Below are 26,692 nucleotides of genomic sequence, written 5' to 3' on the forward strand. Positions count from 1 at the left end.
GCCGTCTCGAATGCCCGGCTGTCCGGGAAACCGACCAACAATCCCCGAATTGACGGCAGTTGCCCGATCAAGCCGCGCGCGGAGCCGGGTCCGGTCCATACTGAGAGGCTCGCTCCGTCCACGGGAGAGGAACCGACTTGGACGTCAGCCGGCTCCCGGCCGAGGAGGTCCCCTGCGCGCGGGTCCCGGAGCTGCTGCGCCGCGCCCGTGCCGCCCAGCCGGGCCCGGACGCCTCGAAACTGCGCCGCGCGGTGGCCCTGTCGGACTTGTCGGGGGCCTACTTGGCGAGCTACCGCTGCACCGGGGAGCACCCGGACTGGGAAGCGTCGGTGGCGGCCGGCCGCGAGGCACGGGAGCTGGTGCCCGAAGGACGGCCCGAGCGGCGGAGGTTGACCGCCAACCTCGCCAACTGCCTGTCGTACGGGAGGACCGTCGCCGCCCAGGAGGAGACCGTACGGCTGTGGCGTGACGTCCTGGACGGCCTGCGTGAGGGGTCTACCGCGCACGCGGAGGCCCTGGGCAGCAGCGGACTCGCCTTCCTCGCGCTGCACGAGATGCGCACCGATCCGACGGACCTCGAACACGCCGTCACCCACCTGGACGCGGCGCTCACCGGACCGCGCCTGCCGGAGTCCGTCCACGCCGTCCTCACCATGGGACTGGGCTGCGCCCTGATGGAGCGCTGCCGCCGCCGCAGCGCCGACCCCGAGGACGCGGCGCGCGCCGTACGACTGCTGGAGGGGCTCGTAGGCACCGCCGCGGTCCGGGCGGTGGTCGGCTTCGAGCAGGCCCTGCGGACCAACCTGGAGGCGGCACGGCAGGAGTCGTTCCGGGTGCGGGCCGAGAGCGACCCCGGCGCGCTGGACCGGATGCCGGAACCCGAGGCCGGCCCGGGGCCGCTGCCCGGCCTCGGCGGTGCAGGCCACCAGGACCAGCTGTCCGCCACCCGGGCCGCGGTGTCGGCGGCGGTCACCGGCAGACTCCACGAGGGCGACCGGGCCGTGGCCCTGGCCGACCGCGCCCTGAAGGGGGTCCCGCCGCACAGCCCCTCGCGGGCGCCCCTGCTGTGCGACGCCGCCCACGGCAGGCTGGGGCGGGCACACCGGTACCGCCGTGCGGACCCGGACCGCGCGAACGAGGACGTCCTGGCCGCCCTCGCCCTGGCGCGCGAGGCGACCGGGGTGGCCGTGGGAGTCCACGTCGCCGGCGCCCGCACCCTGCTCGCCGAGTGCCTGATCCACCGGTACCTCGAGATCGCCCCGCGCGATCCGCGCGATCTCGACGAGGCCGTCCGGCTGCTCGAAAGCGTCCTGCGCTCGCCCGACCGGCGGCCCGACATCCTCCCCACCGCCCGCGACGACTACGCGGACGCCCTGCTGCTGCGCGCCGCCAGGAACAGCAGCCACGAGGACTTCGCCAAGGCGCTGGAGCTGCGCACCGAGGCGTCCCGACGGCTGCCGAGGGGCACCGTGCGGCGCGCGCGTGCCGACGCGTCCCTCGCGCAGGTGCTCCTCATCCGCGCGGACGGCACCGGCCTGAGCGACCACTGGGCCGAGGCGACCGCCTGCGCGCGCCGCACGGTGCGCGCCCTGGAACAGGTCATGCCGTACGCCGCCCTGGGCTCGGCCCGTATCTGGGCGCACTGGACGTGGAAGAGCCGCAGAGTGCGCGAGGCGGCCGAGGCCCTCGACTGGACGCTGCGGCTCCTGTACCGGGTGACGGTCACGCAGATCACCCGTGACGACAAGGAGACCGTGCTCGCCGAGGCCTCCGCCGCCGGCCGGCGCGCCGCGCACGCCCACGCGGCCGTGGGCGCCCCGGGCCCCGCCGCCCTGGCCCTGGAGACGGTGCGTGCCGTCACCCTCGCCGAGGCCCTCGACCGTGACCGCCTCGCCCTGGACCGGCTGCGGACCGTCCGGCCGGAACTGGCCGACCGGTACACGCGCGCCGCGGAACGGCTCGCCCGGGCCGCGGAGACCTACGACGGCACATGAAGCGCCGACCGGAGGCGGACGCGTCACCGGCGGCAGGGAGAGGACGAGCGTGACGTACGACGACCGCGTCGAGGAGATCAGGGCCGCCCGCCGTGAACTGGACGACGTAGTACGGGAGATCCAGAACGTCGAGGTCGACGGAGTGCGTGAGTTCGCCTCCTTCCTCGCGCCACCCACCATGGACGACATCGCGGACGCCGCCTGCGGCCCCCCGCTCGTCTACCTCACCGCGGCCGAGCCGGGTGGCCTGGCGCTGATCGTGCGCGGCCCCGACGTCGAGCACGTGCCACTGCCGAAGCTCACCTCGCAGGCGCTGCGCGACCGGGTGACCCCGTATCTCGCGGCGCACGCCCGCGACAAGGACTCGTCCGCGGAGCACGGGGAGAGCTGGCGCGCGGCACTCGACGAGATCACCCGCTGGTTGTGGCCGGCGGTCATGGAACCCGTGCTGGGACGGCTGCCCGGCCCCGGCGCCGCGACACTCGTCGCGGGCGGCCTCCTGGGGTTGCTGCCGCTGCACGCCGCGTGGACCGAGGACGCGGACCGGGTGACCGGGCGCCGCTACGCCCTCGACCACCGCACGCTCAACCACGTGCCCAACGCCCGCGCCCTCAGCGCGGCCAGGGAACTGTCCAGCATCCCGCCGAGGCGGCTGGTCGCCGTGGCCGCACCGCTGCGCACACCGCCAGGCCGGCCGCTGGAGTACGCGGGCACCGAGGCGGCGGTCGCCTGCGCCGCCTTCCCGGAGGAACCGGTGACGCTGGCCGGAGCGGCGGCCGACGCGGCCACCGTCGCGGAGGAGTTGCGCGAGGCCGACGTCGCCCATCTGGCCTGCCACGGCGAAGCGGACCTGACCGCGCCGTTGGAGAGCCGGCTGCTGCTGGCCGGCACCGACAGCCTGCGGCTGCGCGACCTGCTGACGCGACGGCTGCGCCTGCGGCTCGCCGTGCTGTCGGCCTGTGAGACCTTGGTGCCCGGCACCGACCTGCCCGACGAGGTGGTCGCCCTGCCCACCGGACTGCTCCAGGCGGGGGCGGCCGGTGTGCTCGCCTCGCTCTGGGAGGTCGGCGACGTGGCCACCGCGATGCTGATGACGGAGTTCTACCGGCTCTGGCGCCATGCGGAGGAGCCCGTGTCGCCTCCTGAGGCGCTCGCCCGGGCACAGGCGTGGATGCGGGACACCACCAACGCGGAGAAACTCACCGGGTACGAGAAGGCCACTGCCGACAACGCTCCCTGGCTTCCTCCGGCGGCCGCTCGCCGCTTCCGCCTGGCCCTGAAGACCGCGCCCGGCGGTGTCGAAGCACGCTCCTACCACCACCCTGACCACTGGGCGGGCTTCGCCTACGTGGGGGTGTGACCGGTCCGCCACCGGTCAGCTCCCGTCCCCCGGACGACACCGCCCGCCGAGACGGTGACCGTGATGCCGTCGGTGCCGGACGGCGGGTATTCGGTCCGCAGGCCCAGCGCCGCGAGCGACGGATGCGCGTAGCGCTCGGTGCTCGGCGTGCGGTGGTTGAACCAGAAGGTGGTGCGCGGCTCGGGCGGACCGTCCTCGGCGGGGGCGTTGCGCAGCAGGATCCGGGCGACCGCCTCAGGGGCGGGGTGCGTCGAGTGTCCCGCCCGGGTGCGGGCGGTATGGCCGCGCCCGCCGTTGGTGGAGAACAACCAGTCTCCGCACGTGACCGCGGCGACCAGCCCGGCGCTCACGTTGTGCGCGCTGCCGTGATGGGGTGCCTTCACCAGGGAGACGGGGTGGCCGTTGCCGTGCCACAGCCGGCGCAGCGACCGGGCCAGGACGTCCGCGTGGGCGTCGGCGGCGAACAGGACCCTGCTGCCGTCCGTGTGCTCGGCCAGGAAGGCGATGCTGGATCCGTTCGCCGCGTTCCGGTCCGCCCGGCAGGGGCGGGCGGCCAGTTCCTTGAGGGAGCGCATGTCGAACGCCTCGGGAGCGGCGGAGCCGCCGAGGACGTCCCGCTCCCGGTGAACGGCCGTCTTCTTGTGCCAGTCGGTGCGCAACGCGGTCAGCTGCTTCTGCCAGGGGGAGAGCAGGGTGAGGGTGAGCCCGGGCAACGGAAACGTGTGCGGGCCCGTGTCCGGTACGACGACCGGCCCGCCGCCGGTCCGGGTGTTCCAGGGAAACCGGCCTTCGCGCAGGACCTGGGTGAGCCGCTCGGCACTGCGCACTCCGAGGGTGTCCCTGGGGCCGGTGTGTTCGAGGGCGTTGAACCAGACCTCGCGCGCCCTGAAGCCCTTCGGGGGAGCGGTCAGCAGCGGCAGCAACCCGACGATGTGGTCGTCGTCGATGTGGCTGCACACGACGAGCTCGAACTCCCGCTGGTCCTCCGGCTGGCGTGCGAAGCGTGCCGCCAGTCCGGCGGGCAGGCTCCGAGCGCTGCCAGGACCGCCGTCGATGAGCATGCGGCGCCGGTGGGGGCCGTCGTCCCACTCGACCCACAGGCAGTCGCCGTGCGCCGCGGGAAGCGCCTCGACGCTGATCACCGGGGAGTCACCAGGCGTGCCTCCGAGGTGCCGAACGCCGTGTAGAGCAGGCACAGCAGGTTCTGGTGCTCCTTGTACAGCTCTCGGGCCGTCAGGTGCAGCGCGGTGGCGACGGTGTCACCGGTGAGCAGACGGTCGAAGAAGCGGCGAGCCCATTCGGCACCGAGTTCCGTGGGTACCTCGATGTCGGTGCAGACCACGGCACGGGCGCCCTTGCTGAGGAAGTAGGAGGGAAAGCCCGCGCGTAACGCGGAGCCGCGGGCGGCCGTGGCGCAGGCGTTGAGGACGACGAGCGGAGCGCCCGGCAGGGGGACATCGGGTGGGGCGTGGCGTCTCGCGTCCCGGAGTCCCACCTGCCGGCCCTCGGTGAACGCCAGAGCGGCGTCTCCGAGCGCCGACTGCTCCTCGCCGCCGATGAGATGGCAGTAGAAGTACCAGAGGGAGTCGGGCCGTCGCGGTCTGCGCAGGGCCTCGGTGACCCTCTCCGCGTCGACGACGACTTCGGCGCGGTCGGCGATCCGCTGCTTCCAGTACTCGACCTGTCCCGCCGCGAGGGCGCGGGGATCCTCGGTCGAGGCGCGGTCGATGTCCATGTTGACGGCGATGAGAGCCGTCGCCTCGGACGACGTCCGGGGAACGTACTCCATGCGGTGGCGGTGGTGGTGGGCGGAGCGCAGCGGAACCAGGGTGAGCCGCGTCCCCAGGCCCAGCAGGCGGTAGGGGGAGAGCCGTTCGTCGTCGTAGCGGTCGACCGCGTACATGAGATGCCAGGGCAGGTTCAGCCCGTCGCTGACGACCTCGACGGTCGGTGCCGAGTCCGGTCCGGCGGACGCCAGGGCGTCGATGATGATGTCGCCGGTCCTGCGCAGCTGCGGACTGCCGTCGTCGGGTCGGAACAACGCGTGGAAGAAATCGAAGCCGGACTGGGTCAGCCGGTCCAGGCCGAGCTCGTACACCTCCTTGGGAATCCTGAGACCCGATTCGTACAGTTCGCCTCCCGGCCCCACCAGCAGCGCCTCGACCCCGCTTCTCGCCTCGACCACCAGCCTCTCCAACTGCTCGTGACTGTGGGGAAGTTGGGCCGTGGCGCTGCCCGTCCCGTCGCGCACGGTGAGGACATGGGAGCCCCCGGTCGAGGTCAGGGTGATGTGCAGATCGACCGAAGGTGCCGCGGTGGTGGCAGGCGTCCGCCACAAAGCGAGCAGGAGGTCCTGTCGCAGCAGGCCTGACGGGTCGACGGTGAGGCGCAGTTGCTGGGGTGTGCGCCCGTCCGCCGTGCGGGTCACCGCCACGAGGTGCACTGGCCGGTCGGTGAGGAGCGTGACGTCGAAGAGCGCCTCGGACGGGGCGGCCGCCGGGTCGGGCATGAGCCGCCGTACGGCCAGCGATCGCTGGACCGGAACGACCTCGACGGTCTCCGGCGCTCCGTACACGTCCACGGTGAGGACGCCGGCCTCCTCGGTGGCCGGGACGGTCAGTCCGAGCTGGGCGGAGTCGAAGGCGTACGGATGGGCGGCCCGGTCGATGCCGAGAACCAGCCGGCGGGTCCGTCCCGCCGAGGCGCCGCCGGGGGAGTCCTCGCCGAACCGGGCCGTGATCCACTGCTCGTGTTCCATGGCGTTCAGCAGCCGGCACAGATCGGCCCAGTCGGGGGTCTGCGTCACCGAACCGGTGGATCTGCGGCCGCGGTGGTACGCCGCGCCCAGGATCTCGGCCACGGCAGGGTAGGGCAGCAGGAGTTCGAGCAGGGACTCGGTGTGGGTGACGCGTTCCTCGTCGGTGTCCGCCTCACGGATCTGGCCGACCAGGCCCAGGGTCTGTGAGCGCACCTGCGGCCAGTCCGGACCCACCAGCTGCGGTAACCGCGGCCACAGTCCGACCAGTTCGGTGGCGGCGTCCTGCGCGGCCATCGGCTGCCCCCTCCCGGTGGCGTGAACCGTCCGGGCGCCGGCAGCACCCCACCCGCGTCATCGTATTCCTTTCATCGCCTACGGCGTCGAATCTCGCGGGAAACGGAGTACCAGGCCGGAAAACCGGTGGCGCCGGAATGGAGGCGCCCCTAGGGTGAGATCCGCTTCACGCAGTGGCCGTCGGCCGCTGCCGTCGGCCGAATGAGAAACGGGAGGTGTGACCGATGGCTGTCTCTGTGGTGGGCGCTGCCCGCAACCAGAAGTTCATCCACTCCACCTCCGTGGCCTCCGGCTGATCCTTCCTGCTCTTTTCGCGCCCGTGCGGGCGCGCGGCCGGGGCCGCCCTGTGAAGGGTTCCCCTTGAATCTCTCTTCTCTTTCGGCTTCTTCCACTTCGTCGCACCCTCTGGCCCAGTACGGCTGGGACGAGGGATGGGAAGCGGAGTTCGCTCCGTATGCCGGGCAGGGCCTCCTGCCCGGTCGTGTCGTACGTGTCGACCGCGGTCAGTGCGACCTCGTCACCCCGGCCGGCACTGTCCGCGCCGACACCGAGTTCGTCGTTCCGCGTGACCCGATGAAGGTCGTGTGCACGGGGGACTGGGTCGCCGTCGACCCCGAAGGCGGCGATCCGCGGTACGTGCGGACACTGCTGCCACGCCGTACCGCGTTCGTGCGGTCCACCTCCTCCAAGCGGTCCGAGGGGCAGATCCTCGCCGCCAACGTCGACCACGCGGTCATCGCCGTCTCACTGGCCGTCGAAGTCGACCTGGGCCGCGTCGAGCGGTTCCTTGCGCTCGCCTGGGAGTCCGGCGCGCAGCCCGTGGTCGTGCTGACCAAGGCCGACCTCGTGCCGGACCCGGTGACGCTGTCGTATCTCGTCCAGGACGTGGAGACGACGGCGCCGGGCGTACCGGTGCTCACCGTCAGCGCGCTGCACGGCGACGGGCTCGACGTGCTCGCCGCCATGGTCGGCGGCGGTACGTGCGTGCTGCTCGGGCAGTCCGGCGCCGGCAAGTCCACGCTCGCGAACGCGCTGCTCGGCGAGGACGTGATGGACGTCCGGGCCGCGCGGGACGTGGACGGCAAGGGGCGCCACACCACCACCACGCGCAACCTGCTCGCGCTGCCCGGCGGGGGCGTGCTGATCGACACGCCGGGGCTGCGCGGAGTGGGGCTGTTCGACGCGGAGACGGGCGTCGGGCAGGTGTTCTCCGAGATCCAGGAGCTGGCCGACGGGTGCCGGTTCCAGGACTGCGCGCACGAGAGCGAGCCGGGGTGCGCGGTGCGGGCCGCTGTCGACTCCGGGGAGCTGCCACCGCGGCGGCTGGAGAGCTACCGCAAGCTCATGCGGGAGAACCAGTGGATCGTCGCCAAGACCGATGCGCGGGTCCGTGCGGAGCTTCGGCGGGACTGGAAGCGGAGGGGCGCCGCCGGTAAGGCCGCGATGGAGGCCAAGCGGAGGGGGTGGCGGTAGGGGGCGGGGCTGTCGTTGCCGTCTGCTGGGGGCTGCCGCCCCCAGGCCCCCGCTTCGGCCTGAACGGCCTCGTGAGGCTCATGTCCGATTTCCGCCAGTCGTGAGCCGCCGTCCTCGCCCACACTGGATGGCATGACGGACGAAGACACCAGGTACGAGGCCGTTCGCAGCCGGGACGCGCGGTTCGACGGGGAGTTCTTCTTCGCCGTCGAGACGACCGGGATCTACTGCCGGCCCAGTTGCCCGGCGGTGACGCCGAAGCGGCACAACGTGCGGTTCTTCGCGACGGCCGCCGCCGCGCAGGGGGCGGGGTTCCGGGCGTGCCGGCGGTGCCGGCCGGACGCCGTGCCCGGGTCCGCCGAGTGGAACGTGCGCGCGGACGCCGTGGGCCGGGCGATGCGGCTGATCGGCGACGGCGTGGTGGACCGGGAGGGCGTCGCCGGGCTCGCCGCGCGGCTGGGGTACAGCGCGCGGCAGGTCCAGCGGCAGCTCACCGCCGAGCTCGGCGCCGGCCCCGTCGCGCTGGCCCGGGCGCAGCGGGCGCACACCGCGCGGGTGCTGCTCCAGACCACCGAACTGCCGGTCACGGAAATCGCGTTCGCGGCCGGGTTCGCCAGTGTGCGGCAGTTCAACGACACCATCCGCGCGGTGTACGCCGCCACGCCGAGCGGGCTGCGGGCCGCCGCGCCCGGCGGCTCGGGCCGGGGCCGACGGGCCGCCGCCCCCGGTGCCGGGATCCCGCTGCGGCTCGCGTACCGGGGGCCGTACCGGTCCGCCGCCGTCTTCGACCTGCTCCAGCGGGAGGCCGTACCCGGGGTCGAGGAGGTGAGCGGCCCGCCCGGTCGCCGTACCCACCGGCGCACGCTGCGGCTGCCGTACGGCACCGGGATCGTCGCCGTCGAGGAGCGCACGGGCGCGCCGAGGACGGGGCCGGGCGCCCACCCGGGCGGCTGGCTCGACGCCCGGCTGCACCTCACCGACCTGCGGGACCTGACGACCGCCGTACAGCGGCTGCGGCGGCTGTTCGACCTGGACGCGGACCCGTACGCGGTCGACGAGCGGCTCGGCGCCGACCCGCGGCTGGCCCCGCTGGTCGCCGCCCGGCCGGGCCTGCGCTCGCCCGGCACCGCCGACCCGGCCGAGCTCGCGGTGCGGGCGCTGGTGGGGCGGGCGGAGGCCGAGTGTCTCGTCCAGCGGTACGGCAAGGCGCTGGACGCCCCCTGCGGCAGCCTCACCCACCTCTTCCCGGAGCCCGCCGTACTCGCCGAGGCCGAGCCGCACGGCACCCTGGGCGCGCTGGCCGCCGCGCTCGCCGACGGCACCGTACGACTGGACCCCGGTGCCGACCGGGAGGCCACCGAGGCGGCACTGCTCGCCCTGCCCGGCCTCGACCCGGCCGTCGTCGCCGTCGTCCGCGCCCGCGCCCTGGGCGACCCCGACGTGGCCCCGCCGGGCACCGACCTCCCGGACGACTGGCGGCCCTGGCGGTCGTACGCCGTCCAGCACCTCGCGGTGGCGGGGGAGCCCGGTCCCTAGCTCTCCTCCAGCCCCCAGCTGTGGATCCGCCGGGGATGGACGCGGATCACCTCCTCGCTGAGGTGCGGGCCCAAGTCGTGCGGCCCGATGAGGAGTTCGGCCTCCCCGCGGATGTCGACACCGCGGACCCGCCAGGGGTCCACGCTGACGATGTCGTCGACGACGAGGGCGACCTTGGGGTTCTGCTCCAGGTTGCGCCACTTCTTGCTGCGGCCCATCGCATGGCCGCCGATCAGGATGGTGCCGTCGTCCTGCGGGTAGAAGCCCACGGGATTCGCCTGCGGCTGACCGTGCGGGTCGACGGTGGCCAGCCGTCCCAGCCGCTGCGATCGGAGGTAGGCGCGCTCGGCCGCGCTGAATTCGGTCATGCCGGCAGCCAAACACGCCCGCCCGCCCGGCGCATCGGCTCCTGGACCTAGGGCTGTCGGCCTGTTCCGGGTTCGGCCGTGCGGGTGGTCCGTCGGTGATGTTCCGTCAGCGTCCGTTCCGTGTGTGACACCTTCGCCTCCGGCGGATCTGCGGAAAGGCGGGCGCACATGGTCGACTCCTGGCGGATCCTCGCGGCGGCGCTGCTGACGCTGGCGGGCGCGACGGCGCCCGGTGCCGGTCCCGCCGTACCCGCGAAGGCGCACGCGCGGCCCGCCTGGACCGGCAGCTGGGAGGCCGCCCCCTCCGGTACCGCGTCCGCGGTGCCCGGCGCCACCATCCGCAACGTGGTGCACCTCAGCGTCGGCGGGCGGGTGCTGCGGGTCCGCCTGAGCAACCGGCTGGGCACCGCGCCCCTCAGGCTCGGCGCGGTCACGGTCGCCCTGCGCCGGGCGGACGGCCCGGACGCCGTGCCCGGCACGATGCGCACCGCCACCTTCGACGGCGCCCCGACCGTCACCGTGCCGCCGGGCCGGGACCTGGTCACCGACCCGGTGCCGCTGGCCGCACCGGCCGCCGCCGACCTGCTCGTCACGGTCCGCACACCCACCGCCGCCGGCCCCGCCACCTACCACCGCACCGCCCTCCAGACCGGCTATGTCGCCCCCGGGGACGACGGCGACGCTGTGGCCGCCGACGAGGACGGCGGCGCGTATCCGGTGGCCACCAGCCACTGGTACTACGTCACCGGTGTCGACGTGCGCGGCCCCGCCGCCGGCAGCGTCGTCGCGTTCGGCGACTCCCTCACCGACGGCACCTGCACCACCCCCGACGCCAACCGCCGCTGGCCCGACCGGCTCGCCGAACGCCTGCGCGCACTGCCCCCGCGCCACCGCCCGGGCGTCCTCAACGCCGGGATCGCCGGCAACCGCCTGCTCCGCGAAGGCACCGGCCCCGGCGCCCTGACCCGGCTCGACGACGACGCCCTGGCACGGGCCGGGGTGCGGGCGCTGATCGTGCTGGAGGGCATCAACGACATCATCAAGGGCACCCCGCAGTCCGGTGACGTCCCTGCCTTCGAGGACGCCTACCGGACGATCGTGGCCCGCGCGCACGCCCGCGGGATCCGGGTCGTCGGGGCCACCCTCACGCCGTTCGGCGGCCACGGCACCTTCACGGCGGCACGGGAGACCGTGCGGGAGCAGGTCAACGCGTTCATCCGGACGAGCGGCGCCTTCGACGCCGTCGCCGACTTCGACGCGGCCGTCCGCGACCCGGACCGGCCGCGGCGGATCCTGCCCGCCTACGACTGCGGCGACCACCTGCACTTCGACGACGAGGGCGCGCGGGCGCTGGCCGACTCGGTCGACCTGGCCGCCCTGCTACGACGAACACCATCGGCAACTCCAGTGCCCCGTACGGCCGTTCGACGGAGTACTCGGCACGCCGTTCGAGACGAGAAGATGCGCCGGATTTTCCGGATGCCCCGTTTTCACACGGCCCGCGCGGTGGACAATTAGGGGCATGAACCAGCAGGGGGGCAAGCCCATCCGTCACGAGGACGACTGGTGGCGGCAGTTGTACGACGACCCGACCCCGGACACGGGTCCCACGGCCGAGGCGGAGTCCCTGGACGACCGGTTCGCCTCGGCGGCGGGCGCGGTCGGCACGGGAACCGCGCCGTCGGCGCCGCCCGCCGAGGGCACGGTCCCCGCGCAGCGCGCCGCCGCTCCGGCCGGGGGTTCTCCGTCGCAAGGCGCTCCCTGGGGACCGCCCCCCGCCACACCCCCGTCCCCGGCCGTGGTTCCCCCCGGTCCGCGGCCGCCGGGGTTCGAGCCCGCGGGTGAGGCCGCGGAGCCCTCGGAGTACACCGGACCGCCGCGCGAGGAGAGCCCCGCGGCGTCCGCGCCGCCGCGCCCCTCCGTACCGCCGAAACCGGCCGCGGCCCCCGCCGCCCCGGAGCCCGAGGCCGTCCACCCGGTCACCCACCTGGATCTGCCCGCCCTGCCACCGCCCCCCGCCGGAGTCGACTACGTCGGGTCCGGCCCGCCGACCTACGATCCCGAGCCCACCGCGCTGCCGGCCGCCGACCCGGAGGAACTGGACGAGCTGGTCGCGGACACCGTGCTGGACGGGGCGCGCTACGGGCCCTGCACGCTGCGGGCCGCTTCCGTGCGCGGGGACTCCGCCCGGTTCAGGGGGGAGCCGCGCCGCGACTCGCTGCTGACCGCGCGGTTCGGCAGCGGGGAGCAGGCTCTGGTGCTGGTGGCGATGGCGACCGGGGCCCGGGCCACACCCCAGGCGCACCGGGTGGCGGCCGAGGCCTGCCAGTGGATCGGACGGGCCGTGGGGCGCAGCCACGCACGCCTGGTCGAGGACATCCGGGCGGGCCGTCGCGGCGACCTCAAGTCCGGCCTGCACCGGCTCACCGACCGTAGCCTCGGCAAGCTCCGCGCCGGCGCCACCGAACAGGGCATCGACCCGGAGGAGTACACGGCCACCCTGCGCTGCCTGCTGCTGCCCGCCCACCCCGACTGCCGTACACGTGTGTTCTTCGGCGTCGGCGCGGGCGGACTGTTCCGGCTGCGCGGCGGCGAGTGGCAGGACATAGAGCCACAGGTCGCCGCCGCATCCGCCACCGGCGAGCCCGTCGTCGGCTTCGGCTCGCCGCCGGCCGAGACGCCCGAGGGCGACCGGCTCACCATGGACTTCGGCATCCCGACACCTCCCAGCCCCTTCGAGCCGGCCCCCGAGCCGCCCCGCGAACCCTTCCGCTTCCGCACCTCCGTCGCCCGACCGGGTGACGCTCTGCTGATGTGCACCGCGGGCCTCGCCGACCCGTTGCGCGGCGAGGCCGCCCTCTGCGCCTACCTGGCACGACGCTGGTCCGGCCGCACCGCGCCCGGTCTCGCCGCGTTCCTCGGGGACACCCAGGTGAGGGTGAAGGGCTACGCCGACGACCGGACGGTGGCCGCCGTGTGGGAGGCGTAACCGGCGCCGCTGTGGATTGATGGAAACCATGGCCAAGCAGAACGTCGCCGAGCAGTTCGTCGACATCCTCGTCCGGGCCGGCGTGCGCCGTCTGTACGGCGTCGTCGGCGACAGCCTCAACCCGGTCGTGGACGCGGTACGCCGCAACTCCGCGATCGACTGGATCCACGTACGCCACGAGGAGACCGCCGCGTTCGCGGCCGGCGCCGAGGCCCAGGTGACCGGGAAGCTGGCCGCCTGCGCCGGCTCGTGCGGCCCCGGCAACCTCCACCTCATCAACGGGCTGTACGACGCCCACCGCTCCATGGCCCCGGTCCTCGCCCTCGCCTCGCACATCCCGTCCAGCGAGATCGGCCTGGGCTACTTCCAGGAGACCCACCCCGACCGGCTGTTCACCGAGTGCAGCCACTACAGCGAGCTGATCTCCAGCCCCCAGCAGATGCCCCGGCTGCTCCAGACCGCGATCCAGCACGCGGTGGGCCGCAGCGGGGTGAGCGTCGTGTCCCTGCCCGGTGACATCGCCGACCGGCCCGCCCCGGAGAAGGCCGCCTCGGCCGCCCTCGTCACCTCCCGGCCCACCGTCCGGCCCGGCGACGCCGAGATCGACGAACTCGTCCGGATGATCGACGAGGCCGGCCGGGTCACCCTGTTCTGCGGCAGCGGCACGGCCGGCGCGCACGCCGAGGTGATGGAGTTCGCCGGGAAGGTCAAGTCGCCGGTCGGACACGCCCTGCGCGGCAAGGAGTGGATCCAGTACGACAACCCGTACGACGTCGGCATGAGCGGACTGCTCGGCTACGGCGCCGCCTACGAGGCCACCCACGAGTGCGACCTGCTGATCCTGCTCGGCACCGACTTCCCGTACAACGCCTTCCTCCCGGACGACGTGCGGATCGCCCAGGTCGACGTGCGGCCCGAGGTGCTGGGCCGCCGGTCCCGGCTGGACCTGGCCGTGTGGGGCGACGTACGCGAGACCCTGCGCTGCCTGATCCCGCGGGTGCGGCTCAAGGACGACCGGCGGTTCCTCGACCGGATGCTGAAGAAGCACGCGGACGCGCTGGAGGGGGTCGTCAAGGCCTACACCCGCAAGGTGGACAGGCACGTGCCGATCCATCCCGAGTACGTGGCCGCCGTACTGGACGAACTCGCCGCCGACGACGCCGTGTTCACGGTCGACACCGGAATGTGCAACGTGTGGGCCGCCCGCTACATCTCGCCCAACGGCCGTCGCCGCGTGATCGGTTCCTTCTCGCACGGGTCCATGGCGAACGCGCTGCCGATGGCGATCGGCGCCCAGTTCACCGACCGCCGCCGCCAGGTGGTGTCGATGTCCGGGGACGGCGGGTTCAGCATGCTGATGGGCGACTTCCTGACCCTGGTGCAGTACGACCTGCCGGTGAAGGTCGTGCTCTTCAACAACTCCTCGCTCAGCATGGTCGAGCTGGAGATGCTGGTCGCGGGCCTGCCCGCGCACGGCACGGCCAACACCAACCCCGACTTCGCCGCCGTGGCCCGCGCCTGCGGCGCCTTCGGGATCCGGGTCGAGAAGCCCAAGCAGCTCGCCAGATCGCTGAAGGAGGCCTTCCAGCACAAGGGCCCCGCCCTCGTCGACGTCGTCACCGACCCCAACGCGCTGTCCATCCCGCCGAAGATCAGCGCCGAGATGGTCACCGGGTTCGCGCTGTCCGCGTCGAAGATGGTGCTGGACGGCGGAGTGGGCCGCATGCTCCAGATGGCGCGCTCCAACCTGCGCAACGTACCCCGGCCCTGACCGGCCACTCCGGGGACCGGTGGATTCCGGCCAGATTCGCGCGGCCGGCCGCGGTCGCCGGGACGGGAAGCGGGTGCACTCCTTCCGGTGTGACGGGACGCCCGTGACGTACTGCGGCGGCCCATTCGCCCGGAACGCGGTTGCCACGGTGCTCGAGCCGCGTCTCAGGCGCGCTGGACCCGTGGCCGAACCGGTGGTCGTCGCCGACCCGGCATGACTGCCCACCGGCACATGGGGCATGGATCCCCGTGAACGTGTTCGACCAGGAGGGGCAACGGCAACGGCGTGCGGGCGGGGGACATGAAGAGGCAGGCACGAGGGGGCGGTCCCGTGGTCATCGGGGCCTCCTCGGCGAAGCAGGCGGGGGAAGATGCCGACAACACGGAACGGACGCGACCGCCCCAGCTGAGGCGGAGACTGGGACGGGCGGACCTGCGGGCGGTGCCCGAGGCCCGCAGGGCACTGCGCGAAGTCCTCAGGCACTGGGGGAAGCCGGGGCGTTGCGAGATAGCCGAACTGCTCACCAGCGAACTCGTCACCAACGCGCTCGTGCACACCGACCACGACGCCGTCCTGACGGCCGTGGTCGAACCGCACGGACTGCGCGTGGAGGTACGGGACTTCGTCGCCCGCAGACCCCGCCTCAGCGTGCCGGACGCCGACGACGGCACGCACGGCCGGGGCCTGTTGCTGGTGCAGTCCCTCGCGGACGCGTGGGGCGTACGGGCGCACGGGGTGGGGAAGTCGGTCTGGTTCGAGCTCGACGCGGAGGCCGCGTGAACGGGACGGGGGCGTGACCCTGAAGGTCACGCCCCCGTCCCGTGGCGTCCGGTCCCGGCCGGACCGCTTCGCGAGAGGGCCGTCTTCCGGCCTGCTCGCGACCGCAACCTAGCCGAACTGCTGCTCGAGGTCCTTGAGTTTGCGCTCCAGGGAGTCCAGGCGCGGCAGCGCCATGGTGTCGTCCTCCGCGGTCAGGTCGACCGTCACGGGGTCGGACCCTTTGCGCACCGGCTCAAGGGACGGCCGTGAGCGTACGGGCAGCTGCTCCGGCGCGGATATGGCAGGCTCCGCGGTGAGTTCGGCGGCGGCCGGCGCGGAGCCGCGCTCCACCGCCTGCACCTCCACCTGACGGCCGCCGCCGCGTCCGACGAAGCCCCGGTGGCCGCGGCTGATCGCCTTCAGCTGGGCACGCTCCACCCGCTGCTGCTCGCGGCGGCGCTGGCGTGTCTGCTCCTTCTGGCGCTGGTCCTCGCGGACCTCCTCGACCGCCTCGTCCAGGCTGCGCACGCCTTCCAGGAGCATCAGCGACCACGCCTTGTAGGTCTCGCGGGGGGCCCGCAGCCAGCGCACGACACGGATCTGCGGCAGCGGACGCGGCACGAGGCCCTGCTCGCGCAGCGCGGCCCGGCGGGTCTGCTTCAGGGCGCGGTCGAACAGCACGGCCGCCGACAGCGACATGCCGGAGAAGAACTGCGGGGCGCCCGCGTGACCGATGCCCCTGGGCGCGTGCACCCAGTTGAACCAGGCGGCCGCGCCGGCGAACGTCCATACGAGTATGCGGGAGCCGAGCGCCGCGTCACCGTGGCTGGCCTCGCGCACCGCGAGCACGGAGCAGAACATCGCCGCGCCGTCCAGGCCGAACGGGACCAGGTACTCCCAGCCGTCGGTCAGGCCGAGGTTCTGCTGGCCGAAGCCGACCAGGCCGTGGAAGGAGAGGGCGGCGGCGACCGCCGCACAGCAGAACAGGAGGACGTAGGAGGCGGTGCCGTAGATGGCCTCCTTGCGCCTGCGGCGCTCCTCGCTGCGCTCCCACGAGTCGTCCGCGCTCGCGCTCTCCCCCGAGGAGCGCTTGCCGCGCGCGAGCACCGCAACCGCCGCCAGCATGCCCAGGAGCAGTACGGCGCCGGGAAGCAGCCAGTTCAGCGATATGTCGGTCAGTCTCATCTGGGGTCCCTTGCATTGGGATAGGGCGTAACGCCCGCCATAGTGGCCCAACCCCACCGGCCCTCAGGGGGTTTCGGGGCAAGAGGCCGCCAAGGAAGTGCAAGGGGATGCCCAGGGCGGCGTTCTGCTCGAACTGCCGCTTGAGGGGCGGGAGTTGAGTTCGAATAAGAGTACCGGTACGGATGGTTCCTGGGAAAGTTCCCGCGGCAGGTGAGGAAGTTGTGAATTCACTGTCCCCGCTGTCCCCGGATGGGAGGCGCACCGGTGTTCCGGCCGCCGCGATCCTAGTGGACGCGGGGACCGCTGCGTACCTGAGGGGGCATCAAGCGGCAGTGGCGGCAAGCAGTTTGGCGACGCGGTCGGTGTCGCAGGTGCGCGGGCAGGTGGCGCAGGTGTCCTCGGGGCGGAGTGTGTAGAACATGCAGCAGCTCGCCCGGTCCCGGGTGGGCAGCGGCTCGCCGTCCGGTCCGGTGAGGGTGCGGAAGGCGGCGGAGCCGACGTAGGGCCGGGTCGCGCCCGGCAGCAGCAGCTCCAGCTCCCGCACGGCCCGGTCCTGCTCGCCGAGCAGGTGGGCGACGTACCACAGCCCCTCGACCAGCTCGTCGGTCGCCATGCCCCACAGGGCCCGCCCGCGCCGCCGCATCCGCGGCCCGAACCCGGCCAGCACGGGCTCCAGGTGCTCGGCCACCGCCGCCCGCACCCGGTCCCGCAGCGCCTCCTCGTCCGGCACCACGACCGCGCCGGGCAGCGCCGCCGCCGGGTCGTCGGGGAGGCAGGCGAAGGAGGCGGCGCGGACGGCCATGCGGCCGGCGGTGCGGTCGTACGAGACCTGGGCCGCGGGCAGGCGCGGCACCCGCCGGTGCAGGAACCACGGCACGGTGATCAGCAGGCAGGCGGGCCAGGCGTAGCGGTGCAGTCCGAAGCTCGCCACCACGTCCGGCCGGGCCCGCCGGCCGTAGTCCCGCAGCACCTGGGCCTCGTCCCAGGCCAGGAAGTCCGCGAGGCCCGCGCCGCCCTGCGCGAGCGAGGCGGCCCGGATCCAGTCGCCGCCCCTGGGGGCGGGGTCCTCGGGGCCCAGCTCCGTGACGGCCAGGCCCGGGTAGGCCTCGGTGAGGCGGGCGTAGGCGTCGGAGAGGGGCGAGGCCGGGACGGGCATGGGTGACCACCGATCGGAAGTATCAAAGGTAAGGCTTACCTTACCCGCTCTCGGGTCAAGTTTGAACTGTCGCTTCTTGCGCCTAATGTGCTTGACGGACGAGTAACAACCCGTCGTAATGACCCCAAGTGCCGACAAGCCGGAGGAGGACCCCGTGAAGCAGGGCGTGCAGGACTCCGGCGGCACGGGGACCGAGGACCTCCGGGGGCTCCGGGCGGACGTCCGGGTACCCCGGCAGCCCGGTTCGCGGGACGTGGACCGTGAGCGCGGCACCCCGGCCGCCCCTGCCTCCCCGGCCGCGCGCGGCGAGCACACGCACGGCGAGCCGTCCGTCCCGGACTCCCGGCCCGCCGTGCAGCGGTCCTCGGTCCGCGGCCAGATCCTCGACGCCCTGCGCCACGCGCTGGTGGGGGGCGACCTGAAGCCCGGCGAGGTGTACTCCGCGCCCGCCCTCGGGGAACGGTTCGGGGTCTCCGCGACGCCTGTGCGGGAGGCCATGCAGCAGCTCACGATCGAGGGCGCGGTGGAGGTCGTGCCCAACCGGGGGTTCCGGGTCGTGGTGCGGGGCGCGCGGGAACTCGCGGAACTCGCCGAGGTGCGCGCGCTGATCGAGGTGCCGGTGATGCTGCGGCTCGCCCGCACGGTGCCCGTGGAGCGCTGGGCCGAGCTCAGGCCGCTGGCCGAGGGCACGGTCCGCGCGGCGTCCTCCGGCTGCCGGGCGACGTACGCGGAGTCCGACCGGGCCTTCCACCGGGCGGTGCTGGCCCTCTCCGGGAACGAGCAGCTCGTCCAGATCGCGGAGGACCTGCACCGGCGGGCCCAGTGGCCCCTGGTCGGCGGCCCCGCCCGCCCCGCCCGCGCCGACCTCCTGGCGGACGCGGCCGAGCACAAGGCCCTCCTGGACGCGCTGATCGCACGTGACCTGCCCGTCGTACGGTCGCTGGTGGGGGAACACTTCACGGGCGCGGCCTGAACGGCCCGAACCGGGACGCGAGCCGCCCACCGCACGACGCCCGCCACGGGCGGGAGTGCGCGGGCCCTGGCCGGCCAGCTGCCGACGCCCGAGCCCAGCGACGGCATGACCACGACGACCCGCCCGGAGGCCCGGCCGGCGGTCGGTGTCGGCCCAAGGGTCTCCGATGCGCTGGACACCGGCGACCGCGCCCGGCGACAGCACCGCCACGGCGATCCGCCCGGAGACCCGGCCGGCGGTCGGTGTCCGCCGAAGCGTCGGTCGCGGGCCGGGGTGGGCGGCGCCGGGTCGGTCAGTTGCCGTCGCTGGTCGTCTTCGAGAAGCCGTCGTGCCAGGCCGCCTTCGCGCCGGGACCTCCGATGCGGTGGACGCCGACGACCGTGGCCGGCGACAGCACCGCCACGGCGATCCGCCCGGAGGCCCGGCCGCCGGTCGGTGTGGGCCGGAGCGTCGTCGGTCGCGGGCGGGGTTATGAGGGCGGGCCCTGGTCCGGCAGGGCCGTCGCCCGTGGCCGGCGACGGTATGGCCACGGCGATCCGGACGGGCAGGGCCGGCCGGCGGTCGGTGTGGGCCGAAGTGTCGTCGGTCGCGAGCGGGGCCGGTCGGTCAGTTGCCGTCGCTGGCCGTCTTCGAGAAGCCGTCGTGCCAGGCCGCCTTCGCGCCGGAGTCTCCGATGCGGTAGACGTCCACGACCGCGCCCGCGGCCACGGCCAGGGACAGCACCGCCACGGCTGTCCGCACGGGCAGGGCGGACCAGCGGCCGGTGCCCGCCGAGGCGGTTTCCGGCGTGCCGGTCCCGGCCGCGGGGGTCGAGCTTCGGGCCGCCCACCACACGGCCGTCGCCAGGACGAAGAGGCCCAGCGCCCAGGGCAGCAGCCCGTCGCCCAGTTCGGCGTGTCGCCGTACCAGGGCGTTGCTGTCGACGTGCCGCTCCAGCCACTCGCCGGCCTGCGTGGTCAGCGGCACGCCGACGAGCGAGACGAGGGCGAGCAGCGGCAGCAGCGGGCCGAGGCGCCGGGCGGCCCGTGGCCATACCGCGCAGGCCACCAGGGCCAGCGCGGTCAGCGGGACCAGTACGACGACGACATGGACGAGCAGGACGTGCGCGGGCAGGCCGTTGACAAGGCTCATCGGGGGGTTCCTCCGCCGGTCGGGCGCGCCAGCCTGGCACAGGAACCTCTCAGTTTCCTCTGGGTTGCCGCTCAGGCCGCGGCCGCCCGGCGCCAACGGCACGGCGCGTCGAGGTGCGGCCCGTCCGGGGCGCCCCCTGCCGGGGAGTCCGAGGACGAGGCCGTTCACACCGAAGGCGCCTACGCCGTGGCCGCCCCCGGCGTGGGCGGGGCCAGCTGTCGCGCCAGCCACGTCGGCACACCACCGAGCAGCCGGAACAACCGCCGGGCCTCGTCCCGCAGACGCGTTGCCTCCGGCTCGGTCTCCGTGTCGGCCAGGGAGGCCAGCGCCGGGGCGGTGCCGACCAGGTAGCCGAGCTCCTCACGGATACGCAGGGATTCGGCGAAGCCGTGCCGGGCCTCCGCCAGCTCCCCCTCCCGCAGGGCGAGTCCGGCCAGGTGCCGCCAGGTGAAGGACAGCAGCAGCGGATCGGAGTGCGCGGCGGCGCCCGCGTGGGCGCGGCGGTACGCGGCGCGGGCCGCCTGCGGGGAGCGGGCCAGGTTCTCGGCGAGCAGCCCCCGCCGGAAGTCCAGCAGGGCCCGCCCGGGAGCGTCCGGCGCGATCAGCGCGGCGGCCCGCCCGAGCGCGGCCCGCGCCTCGTCGGCCCGGTCGCGCACCCCGTGCAGCGTGGCCGCGTAGGCGAGCTGCCCGCGCTCGCAGGCGGCGGCCCCGCGTTCCTCGTCGCCACCCGCCAGCGCCTCGGCGGTGCGCAGCGCGTCCTCGGCCTCCTCCCACCCCCGCTCGGTGTACAGGCACCGTTCGACGAACAGCCCGGCCCGCTGGAGCGCGGCGGTCGCGCTGTCCGGCGGGAGCAGGGCCGCCGCGTCGGCCCAGCAGGCCCGCGAGCGCAACCGCCATACCGCGGTCTGGAGGGGATCGTCACCGGCGGTCGTTCCGTTACCAGACATGGCGGAATGCGCCACGTTGCCCTCCCCGAGCACGCCATCGAGCTTGTGAGTGGTGGCCGCATTCCAGCACCGATCGGCGTGCCGGGCCAAGGGGCTGGGTGAAACTTTTCACAAAGTGACGGGAGTGATCTCCTCCGCGACCGCTTCCCGCACTCAGCTCATCCGCAGTGCCAGGAAGAAGTCGAGCTTGTCCTCCAGCCGGGACAGGTCACGCCCCGTCAACTGCTCGATCCGGCCCACCCGGTACCGCAGCGTGTTGACGTGCAGGTGCAGCCGCGTCGCGCAGCGCGTCCAGGAGCCGTCGCAGTCGAGGAAGGCCTCCAGCGTCGGGATCAGCTCGGCCCGGTGCCGGCGGTCGTAGTCCCGCAGCGGGTCCAGCAGCCGCGCGGTGAAAGCCCGGCGGACGTCGTCCGGGACGAAGGGGAGCAGCAGCACATGGGAGGCCAGTTCCTGGTGGCCCGCCGCGCACACCCGGCCCGGCCGGGCCGCCGCCACCCGCCGCGCGTGCCGCGCCTCCTCCAGCGCCCCGCGCAGCCCCTCCGCCGAGTGCACGGCCGCGCTGACGCCGAGCGTGACCCGCCCGTCGTCCTCGAGCCCGGCCGACAGCGGGGCCCGTACGGACTCCAGCAGCGCGTCGGCGAGTATCCCCGCCTCGGAGCCGTCGTGCTCGGCGGACACGGCCGGGAACGGCACCAGCGCGATCGCCTCGTCACCGGTGTGCGCGACGGCGATCCGGTCGGAGGGCTCGGGGCCGGTCGCCTGGGGGTCCACCAGGATCTCCTCCAGCAGCGACTGGGCCACCGGCCCGCCCTCGACGTCCCCGCCCTCCCACTCGACCCGGGCCACCACCACCTGCCAGTGCGGGGCGGCGCCGAGGCCGGGCAGCAGGACGGGCGCCGCGACCCTCAGCCGGGCGGCGATCTCGGCGGGTGCCGCACCCGTCTGCACCAGCTCCAGGACCTCCTGGGCGAGCCTGCGCCGTACCGTGCGGGCCGCGTCCCGCCGGTCCCGTTCCACGGCGATCAGCTGGGTGACGCCCTGCAACAGGTCCAGACGCTCCCCGGGCCAGTCCCCGGCGTCGGCCTCGACGGCCAGCAGCCAGTCCGACAGCACCGTCTCGCGTACGTCCCGGGCGGCCTGCGGCGAGCGGCTGCTGCTGCGGATCGGGAAGAGGGAGTACGTCGTGGAGCCCAGCGTGAGCCGGTGCGGCCCCCGGCGGCCGGTGCGCACGGCGGCCAGGTGCTCGGCGGCCAGCCGGCCGCACGTCTCGGCGGGCAGCGCCGGGCCCGCGGTCTTGGGGCCGGCGATGAGGCGCCCGGCCGGCGACAGCACCCAGGCCCGCAGGTCGAGGTCCGAGCCGAGCAGGTCCAGGACGACGTCCGGGCCGCCGCCGGCCGGGCCGGCGGTCATCATCCGGCGGTGCCGGTCCACCACGGCCGCGAGATCTCCGGCCCGCTCGCCGGAGACCTGCCGCACGACGTGCTCGGTGATGGTGGCGAACGCCACCGACTCGTGGACGGCGAACAGCGGCATCCGGTGCCGCGCGCAGGCCACGACCAGGTCGTCCGGGACGTCCCCGAGCTCGGCCTCGCCGGCGGCGAGCGCGGCCACGCCGGCCTGCACCAGGATCCGTACGAACGGCTCGGAGTCCGCGGCGTCCCGGCGCCAGGCCAGCCCGGTCAGCACCAGCTCGCCGCCGGAGAGGTAGCGGCTGGGGTCGCGCAGGTCGGTGGTCATCACGCCCCGGACGGTGCGGTCCAGCTCGTCCTCGCCGCCGAGCAGCCGCAGGCCCAGCGCATCGGTGTCCAGCAGTGCGCGCAGCCGCATTCTCGTCCGCCGTTCTCTGTCTCGAAATCTACGATGAATCCCGGAGCGTCCCGTAGGGCGCGGCTCCCCTGGCGTTTCCTCGGAAAAACGAAGAGGTTACCGAGAGCCTCCGTTCATACGAATCTACAAGATGCCCGCCGTGGCCAGGTAACTCCTTCATGGTTTCCGTGACTGACCCCGTCGGAGCACAGCGCTGTGTACTGGGCGCGTTCAGCGTGAACACCACATGAACGAGCCGGGCCCGCCGCACCCGATCTGGCTCGAACCCGTATGACCTCGAGACCAGGAAGAGAGCCGGTCATGGACTTCCTTCGCCCCGCCAGCTGGGAGGAGGCGCTCGCCGCGAAGGCCGAGCACCCCACCGCTGTGCCGATCGCGGGCGGCACCGATGTGATGGTCGAGATCAACTTCGACCACCGCCGGCCCGAGTACCTCCTCGACCTCAACCGCATCGGTGATCTCTACGAATGGGAGGTCGGCGAGGACAGCGTGCGGCTGGGTGCCTCGGTGCCCTACACGAAGATCATGGAGAACCTGCGCGCCGAGCTGCCCGGCCTGGCCCTCGCCTCGCACACGGTCGCCTCCCCGCAGATCCGCAACCGCGGCGGCGTCGGCGGCAACCTCGGCACCGCCTCCCCGGCCGGCGACGCCCACCCCGCGCTGCTCGCGGCGGGCGCCGAGGTCGAGGCCGAGTCCGTGCGCGGCTCCCGGCTGATCCCGATCGACGAGTTCTACACCGGCGTGAAGCGCAACGCCCTGGCGCCCGACGAGCTGATCCGCGCGATCCACGTCAAGAAGGCCGACGGCCCGCAGCAGTACTCGAAGGTCGGCACCCGCAACGCCATGGTCATCGCGGTCTGCGCCTTCGGGCTCGCCCTGCACCCCGGGACCCGCACGGTCCGCACCGGCATCGGCTCGGCCGCGCCCACCCCGGTGCGCGCGAAGACCGCCGAGGAGTTCCTGAACGCGGCGCTCGACGAGGGCGGCTTCTGGGACAACGGAAAGATCATCACCCCGTCGGTCGCCAAGCGGTTCGCGGACCTGTGCGCCGCCGCCTGCAACCCGATCGACGACGTCCGGGGCACCGCGAGTTACCGCCGCCACGCGGTCGGCGTGATGGCCCGCCGGACGCTCACCTGGACCTGGGAGTCGTACCGCGGCACCCGCCGCACCTCGGAGGGAGTCGCGTAATGCGTGTCAACTTCACCGTCAACGGACGCCCGCAGGAGGCCGACGACGTGTGGGAGGGCGAGTCCCTGCTGTACGTGCTGCGCGAGCGGCTCGGCCTGCCCGGGTCCAAGAACGCCTGCGAACAGGGAGAGTGCGGGTCCTGCACGGTCCGGCTCGACGGTGTGCCCGTGTGCTCCTGCCTGGTGGCGGCGGGTCAGGTGGAGGGCCGGGACGTCGTCACGGTCGAGGGACTGGCCGACCACGCCGGGCAGCGTGCCCGCGGTACGTCACGGGCCGAGGGCACCGACTCCGAGGCCGGCGAGGGCACGGGCTCGTCCCCGCGCGCGGCGCTCTCCCCGATCCAGCAGGCCTTCATCGACGCCGGCGCCGTCCAGTGCGGCTTCTGCACCCCGGGCCTGCTGGTCGCCGCCGACGAGATGCTGGAGCGCAACCCGGACCCGACCGACGAGGACATCCGAGAGGCCCTGTCGGGGAACCTGTGCCGCTGCACGGGCTACGAGAAGATCATGGACGCGGTCCGCCTGGCGGCCGCCCGGCAGGGAGAGGCGGTCTGATGCCCACCAACGGCGCTCCCACCAAGCTCACCCAGGGCACCCCGACCAAGGGCGGTATCGGCGAGTCGACCCTCCGCCCCGACGGCACCCTCAAGGTCACCGGCGAGTTCGCGTACTCGTCCGACATGTGGCACGAGGACATGCTCTGGGGCCAGATCCTGCGCTCCACGGTCGCCCACGCCGAGATCGTCTCCATCGACACGGGCGAGGCCCTCGCGACGCCGGGCGTGTACGCCGTCATGACGTACGACGACCTGCCGACCGACGTGAAGAACTACGGCTTGGAGATCCAGGACACCCCGGTACTCGCCCACGGCAAGGTCCGCCACCACGGCGAGCCCGTAGCCATCGTCGCCGCCGACCACCCGGAGACCGCCCGCCGCGCCGCCGCCAAGATCAGGGTCGAGTACCGCGAGCTGCCCGTCATCACCGACGAGGCCTCCGCGACCGCCCCGGACGCGGTCCTCGTCCACGAGAACCGCACCGACCACCACATCGGCCACGTCCCGCACCCGAACATCGTCCACCGTCAGCCGATCGTGCGCGGCGACGCGGCTCGGGCCGCCGGGCGGGCGGACGTGATCGTCAGGGGCGAGTACCGCTTCGGCATGCAGGACCAGGCCTTCCTCGGCCCCGAGTCCGGCCTCGCCGTGCCTGAGGAGGACGGTGGCGTCCACCTCTACATCGCGACCCAGTGGCTGCACGCGGACCTCCGCCAGATCGCACCCGTGCTGGGTCTGCCCGAGGACAAGGTCCGGATGACCCTGTCGGGCGTCGGCGGTGCCTTCGGCGGCCGCGAGGACTTGTCGATGCAGATCCACGCCTGCCTGCTGGCCCTGCGCACCGGGAAACCGGTCAAGATCGTCTACAACCGCTTCGAGTCCTTCTTCGGGCACGTCCACCGCCATCCGGCGAAGCTGTACTACGAGCACGGCGCCACGAAGGACGGCAGGCTGACGCACGTCAAAGCCCGGATCGTCCTCGACGGCGGCGCGTACGCGTCATCCTCCCCGGCCGTGGTCGGCAACGCCTCCTCCCTCGGCATCGGCCCGTACCGGGTCGACGACGTCGACATCGAGGCCATCGCCCTCTACACCAACAACCCGCCCTGCGGCGCCATGCGCGGCTTCGGCGCGGTCCAGGCGTGCTTCGCCTACGAGGCGCAGATGGACAAACTGGCGAAGAAGCTCGGCATGGACCCGGTGGAGCTGCGACAGCTCAACGCCATGGAGCAGGGCACGATCATGCCCACGGGGCAGCGGGTGGACTCGCCCGCCCCCGTCGCCGAACTCCTGCGCCGGGTCAAGGCGATGCCCATGCCGCCGGAGCGCCAGTGGGAGAGCAGCGAGGGCGCCGACGTACGGCAGCTGCCCGGCGGTCTGTCCAACACCACGCACGGGGAGGGCGTCGTACGCGGTGTGGGCTACGCGGTCGGCATCAAGAACGTCGGTTTCTCCGAGGGCTTCGACGACTACTCCACCGCGAAGGTCCGCCTGGAGGTCGTCGCGGGCGAGCCGGTCGCCGTCGTGCACACGGCGATGGCGGAGGTCGGCCAGGGCGGCGTCACCGTCCACGCGCAGATCGCCCGCACCGAGCTGGGCGTCGCCCAGGTGACCATCCACCCGGCCGACACGCAGGTGGGCAGCGCCGGTTCGACCTCCGCGTCCCGCCAGACGTACGTCACCGGCGGCGCCGTCAGGAACTCCTGCGAGCTGGTGCGCGAGAAGGTGCTGGAACTCGGCCGCCGCAGGTTCGGCTCGTACCACCCCGCCTGGGCCACCGCCGAACTGCTCCTGGAGGGCGGCAAGGTCGTCACCGACGCGGGCGAGGTCCTCGCCGACCTGGTGGACGTGCTGGAGGGGGAGGCCGTCGAGGTCGAGGCCGAATGGCGGCACCGCCCGACCGAGCCCTTCGACCCGCGCACCGGCCAGGGCAACGGCCACGTCCAGTACTCCTTCGCCGCGCACCGCGCCGTCGTCGAGGTCGACATCGAGCTCGGCCTTGTCAAGGTCGTCGAGCTGGCCTGCGCGCAGGACGTCGGCAAGGCGCTCAACCCGCTGTCGGTCATCGGCCAGATCCAGGGCGGCACCACGCAGGGCCTGGGCATCGCGGTGATGGAGGAGATCATCGTCGACCCGAAGACGGCGAAGGTCACAAACCCCTCCTTCACGGACTACCTGATCCCGACCATCCTCGACACGCCGACCATCCCGGTCGACGTCCTCGAACTCGCCGACGACCACGCCCCGTACGGGCTGCGCGGCGTCGGCGAAGCCCCGACCCTGTCGTCGACCCCGGCCGTCCTCGCGGCGATCCGGAACGCGACCGGGCTGGAGCTGAACCGCACACCGGTCCGGCCCGAGCACCTCACCGGAACCGCGTGACCCCCGGGGGGCTTCGTCCCCCCGGGCCCCTTTGTTCGCCTC

The 26,692-nt window shown here is 73.7% G+C and carries 20 protein-coding genes; 12 read left to right on the plus strand and 8 right to left on the minus strand.

Going from position 1 to position 26,692, the window contains the following annotated elements; genetic code table 11:
• Nucleotides 1-137: 137 nt before the first annotated feature.
• Nucleotides 138-1,994 (plus strand): hypothetical protein, encoded by a 1,857-nt coding sequence (locus ACFY01_RS12400; RefSeq protein ID WP_390735646.1) that lies wholly within the window; start codon nt 138-140, stop codon nt 1,992-1,994.
• 49 nt (nt 1,995-2,043) lie between these two features.
• Nucleotides 2,044-3,354 (plus strand): CHAT domain-containing protein, encoded by a 1,311-nt coding sequence (locus ACFY01_RS12405; protein ID WP_390735647.1) that lies wholly within the window; start codon nt 2,044-2,046, stop codon nt 3,352-3,354.
• Here the strand turns inward: ACFY01_RS12405 and ACFY01_RS12410 are convergent.
• Together ACFY01_RS12410 and ACFY01_RS12415 are read right to left on the minus strand one after the other, a co-directional pair.
• Nucleotides 3,339-4,496 carry a hypothetical protein gene (locus ACFY01_RS12410; protein ID WP_390735648.1) on the minus strand — a complete coding sequence of 386 codons (1,158 nt, stop codon included), beginning with the start codon at nt 4,494-4,496 and terminating at the stop codon, nt 3,339-3,341. The two genes, ACFY01_RS12405 and ACFY01_RS12410, sit on opposite strands and share 16 nt — an antisense overlap.
• Nucleotides 4,493-6,406: a CHAT domain-containing protein gene (locus ACFY01_RS12415; protein ID WP_390735649.1), complete on the minus strand. Its 1,914-nt coding sequence runs from the start codon at nt 6,404-6,406 to the stop codon at nt 4,493-4,495. The genes ACFY01_RS12410 and ACFY01_RS12415 overlap by 4 nt, the downstream gene beginning before the upstream one ends.
• Nucleotides 6,407-6,766: 360 nt before the next feature.
• Here ACFY01_RS12415 and rsgA point away from each other — a divergent pair, with 360 nt between their 5' ends.
• Both rsgA and ACFY01_RS12425 read left to right on the plus strand, forming a co-directional pair.
• Entirely contained in the window at nt 6,767-7,879 is a 1,113-nt protein-coding gene (rsgA, locus tag ACFY01_RS12420) for a ribosome small subunit-dependent GTPase A (protein WP_390735650.1), read from the plus strand.
• Between the two features lie 132 nt (nt 7,880-8,011).
• The gene (locus tag ACFY01_RS12425; protein ID WP_390735651.1) at nt 8,012-9,415 is read left to right on the plus strand and encodes an AlkA N-terminal domain-containing protein; all 1,404 of its coding nucleotides are present in this window, start codon (nt 8,012-8,014) and stop codon (nt 9,413-9,415) included.
• Here ACFY01_RS12425 and ACFY01_RS12430 read toward each other — a convergent pair.
• Complete coding sequence (locus ACFY01_RS12430) at nt 9,412-9,783, minus strand: PPOX class F420-dependent oxidoreductase (protein WP_390735652.1); 372 nt, start codon at nt 9,781-9,783, stop codon at nt 9,412-9,414. The two genes, ACFY01_RS12425 and ACFY01_RS12430, sit on opposite strands and share 4 nt — an antisense overlap.
• 168 nt (nt 9,784-9,951) lie before the next feature.
• On the opposite strand from ACFY01_RS12430, the gene ACFY01_RS12435 reads away from it, so the two are divergent.
• The 4 genes from ACFY01_RS12435 to ACFY01_RS12450 all read left to right on the plus strand — a co-directional run bounded on the left by ACFY01_RS12435 (nt 9,952) and on the right by ACFY01_RS12450 (nt 15,323).
• Complete coding sequence (locus ACFY01_RS12435; RefSeq protein ID WP_390735653.1) at nt 9,952-11,301, plus strand: SGNH/GDSL hydrolase family protein; 1,350 nt, start codon at nt 9,952-9,954, stop codon at nt 11,299-11,301.
• Nucleotides 11,302-11,305: 4 nt separating this feature from the next.
• Nucleotides 11,306-12,772 (plus strand): protein phosphatase 2C domain-containing protein, encoded by a 1,467-nt coding sequence (locus ACFY01_RS12440; protein ID WP_390735654.1) that lies wholly within the window; start codon nt 11,306-11,308, stop codon nt 12,770-12,772.
• 28 nt (nt 12,773-12,800) lie between these two features.
• Complete coding sequence (locus ACFY01_RS12445; protein WP_390735655.1) at nt 12,801-14,543, plus strand: pyruvate dehydrogenase; 1,743 nt, start codon at nt 12,801-12,803, stop codon at nt 14,541-14,543.
• A 330-nt stretch (nt 14,544-14,873) separates the two neighbouring features.
• Entirely contained in the window at nt 14,874-15,323 is a 450-nt protein-coding gene (locus ACFY01_RS12450) for an ATP-binding protein (RefSeq protein ID WP_390735656.1), read from the plus strand.
• A gap of 108 nt (nt 15,324-15,431) precedes the next feature.
• On the opposite strand, the gene ACFY01_RS12455 is transcribed toward ACFY01_RS12450, so the two are convergent.
• Both ACFY01_RS12455 and ACFY01_RS12460 read right to left on the minus strand, forming a co-directional pair.
• On the minus strand, nt 15,432-16,487 hold the full coding sequence (locus tag ACFY01_RS12455) for a DUF2637 domain-containing protein (protein ID WP_390735657.1): 1,056 nt from the start codon (nt 16,485-16,487) through the stop codon (nt 15,432-15,434).
• Between the two features lie 322 nt (nt 16,488-16,809).
• Nucleotides 16,810-17,643: a (2Fe-2S)-binding protein gene (locus tag ACFY01_RS12460; RefSeq protein ID WP_390735658.1), complete on the minus strand. Its 834-nt coding sequence runs from the start codon at nt 17,641-17,643 to the stop codon at nt 16,810-16,812.
• A gap of 154 nt (nt 17,644-17,797) precedes the next feature.
• On the opposite strand from ACFY01_RS12460, the gene ACFY01_RS12465 reads away from it, so the two are divergent.
• Nucleotides 17,798-18,616: a GntR family transcriptional regulator gene (locus ACFY01_RS12465; protein WP_390735659.1), complete on the plus strand. Its 819-nt coding sequence runs from the start codon at nt 17,798-17,800 to the stop codon at nt 18,614-18,616.
• A gap of 606 nt (nt 18,617-19,222) precedes the next feature.
• Here ACFY01_RS12465 and ACFY01_RS12470 read toward each other — a convergent pair.
• The 3 genes from ACFY01_RS12470 to ACFY01_RS12480 form a co-directional block, all read right to left on the minus strand.
• Nucleotides 19,223-19,747 carry a DUF2231 domain-containing protein gene (locus ACFY01_RS12470; RefSeq protein WP_390735660.1) on the minus strand — a complete coding sequence of 175 codons (525 nt, stop codon included), beginning with the start codon at nt 19,745-19,747 and terminating at the stop codon, nt 19,223-19,225.
• Nucleotides 19,748-19,926: 179 nt separating this feature from the next.
• A complete protein-coding gene (locus tag ACFY01_RS12475; protein ID WP_390735661.1) occupies nt 19,927-20,709 on the minus strand; it encodes a hypothetical protein in 783 nt (260 codons plus the stop codon).
• Nucleotides 20,710-20,847: 138 nt separating this feature from the next.
• Nucleotides 20,848-22,521 carry a PucR family transcriptional regulator gene (locus ACFY01_RS12480; protein WP_390735662.1) on the minus strand — a complete coding sequence of 558 codons (1,674 nt, stop codon included), beginning with the start codon at nt 22,519-22,521 and terminating at the stop codon, nt 20,848-20,850.
• Nucleotides 22,522-22,821: 300 nt separating this feature from the next.
• Between ACFY01_RS12480 and ACFY01_RS12485 the strand changes: the two genes are divergently transcribed.
• From ACFY01_RS12485 to ACFY01_RS12495, 3 genes are read left to right on the plus strand one after another with little or no spacing between them, the layout of a single operon-like run.
• Nucleotides 22,822-23,712, plus strand: coding sequence for an FAD binding domain-containing protein (locus tag ACFY01_RS12485; RefSeq protein ID WP_390735663.1), 891 nt, complete (start codon nt 22,822-22,824; stop codon nt 23,710-23,712).
• Complete coding sequence (locus ACFY01_RS12490) at nt 23,712-24,266, plus strand: (2Fe-2S)-binding protein (protein ID WP_390735664.1); 555 nt, start codon at nt 23,712-23,714, stop codon at nt 24,264-24,266. Before ACFY01_RS12485 ends, ACFY01_RS12490 begins: the two co-directional genes overlap by 1 nt.
• Nucleotides 24,266-26,650, plus strand: a complete 2,385-nt coding sequence (locus ACFY01_RS12495; RefSeq protein ID WP_390735665.1) for a xanthine dehydrogenase family protein molybdopterin-binding subunit — start codon at nt 24,266-24,268, stop codon at nt 26,648-26,650. The genes ACFY01_RS12490 and ACFY01_RS12495 overlap by 1 nt, the downstream gene beginning before the upstream one ends.
• Nucleotides 26,651-26,692 lie beyond the last annotated feature (42 nt).

The organism is Streptomyces sp. NPDC001480, from assembly GCF_042894725.1.
GTDB lineage: Bacteria > Actinomycetota > Actinomycetes > Streptomycetales > Streptomycetaceae > Streptomyces.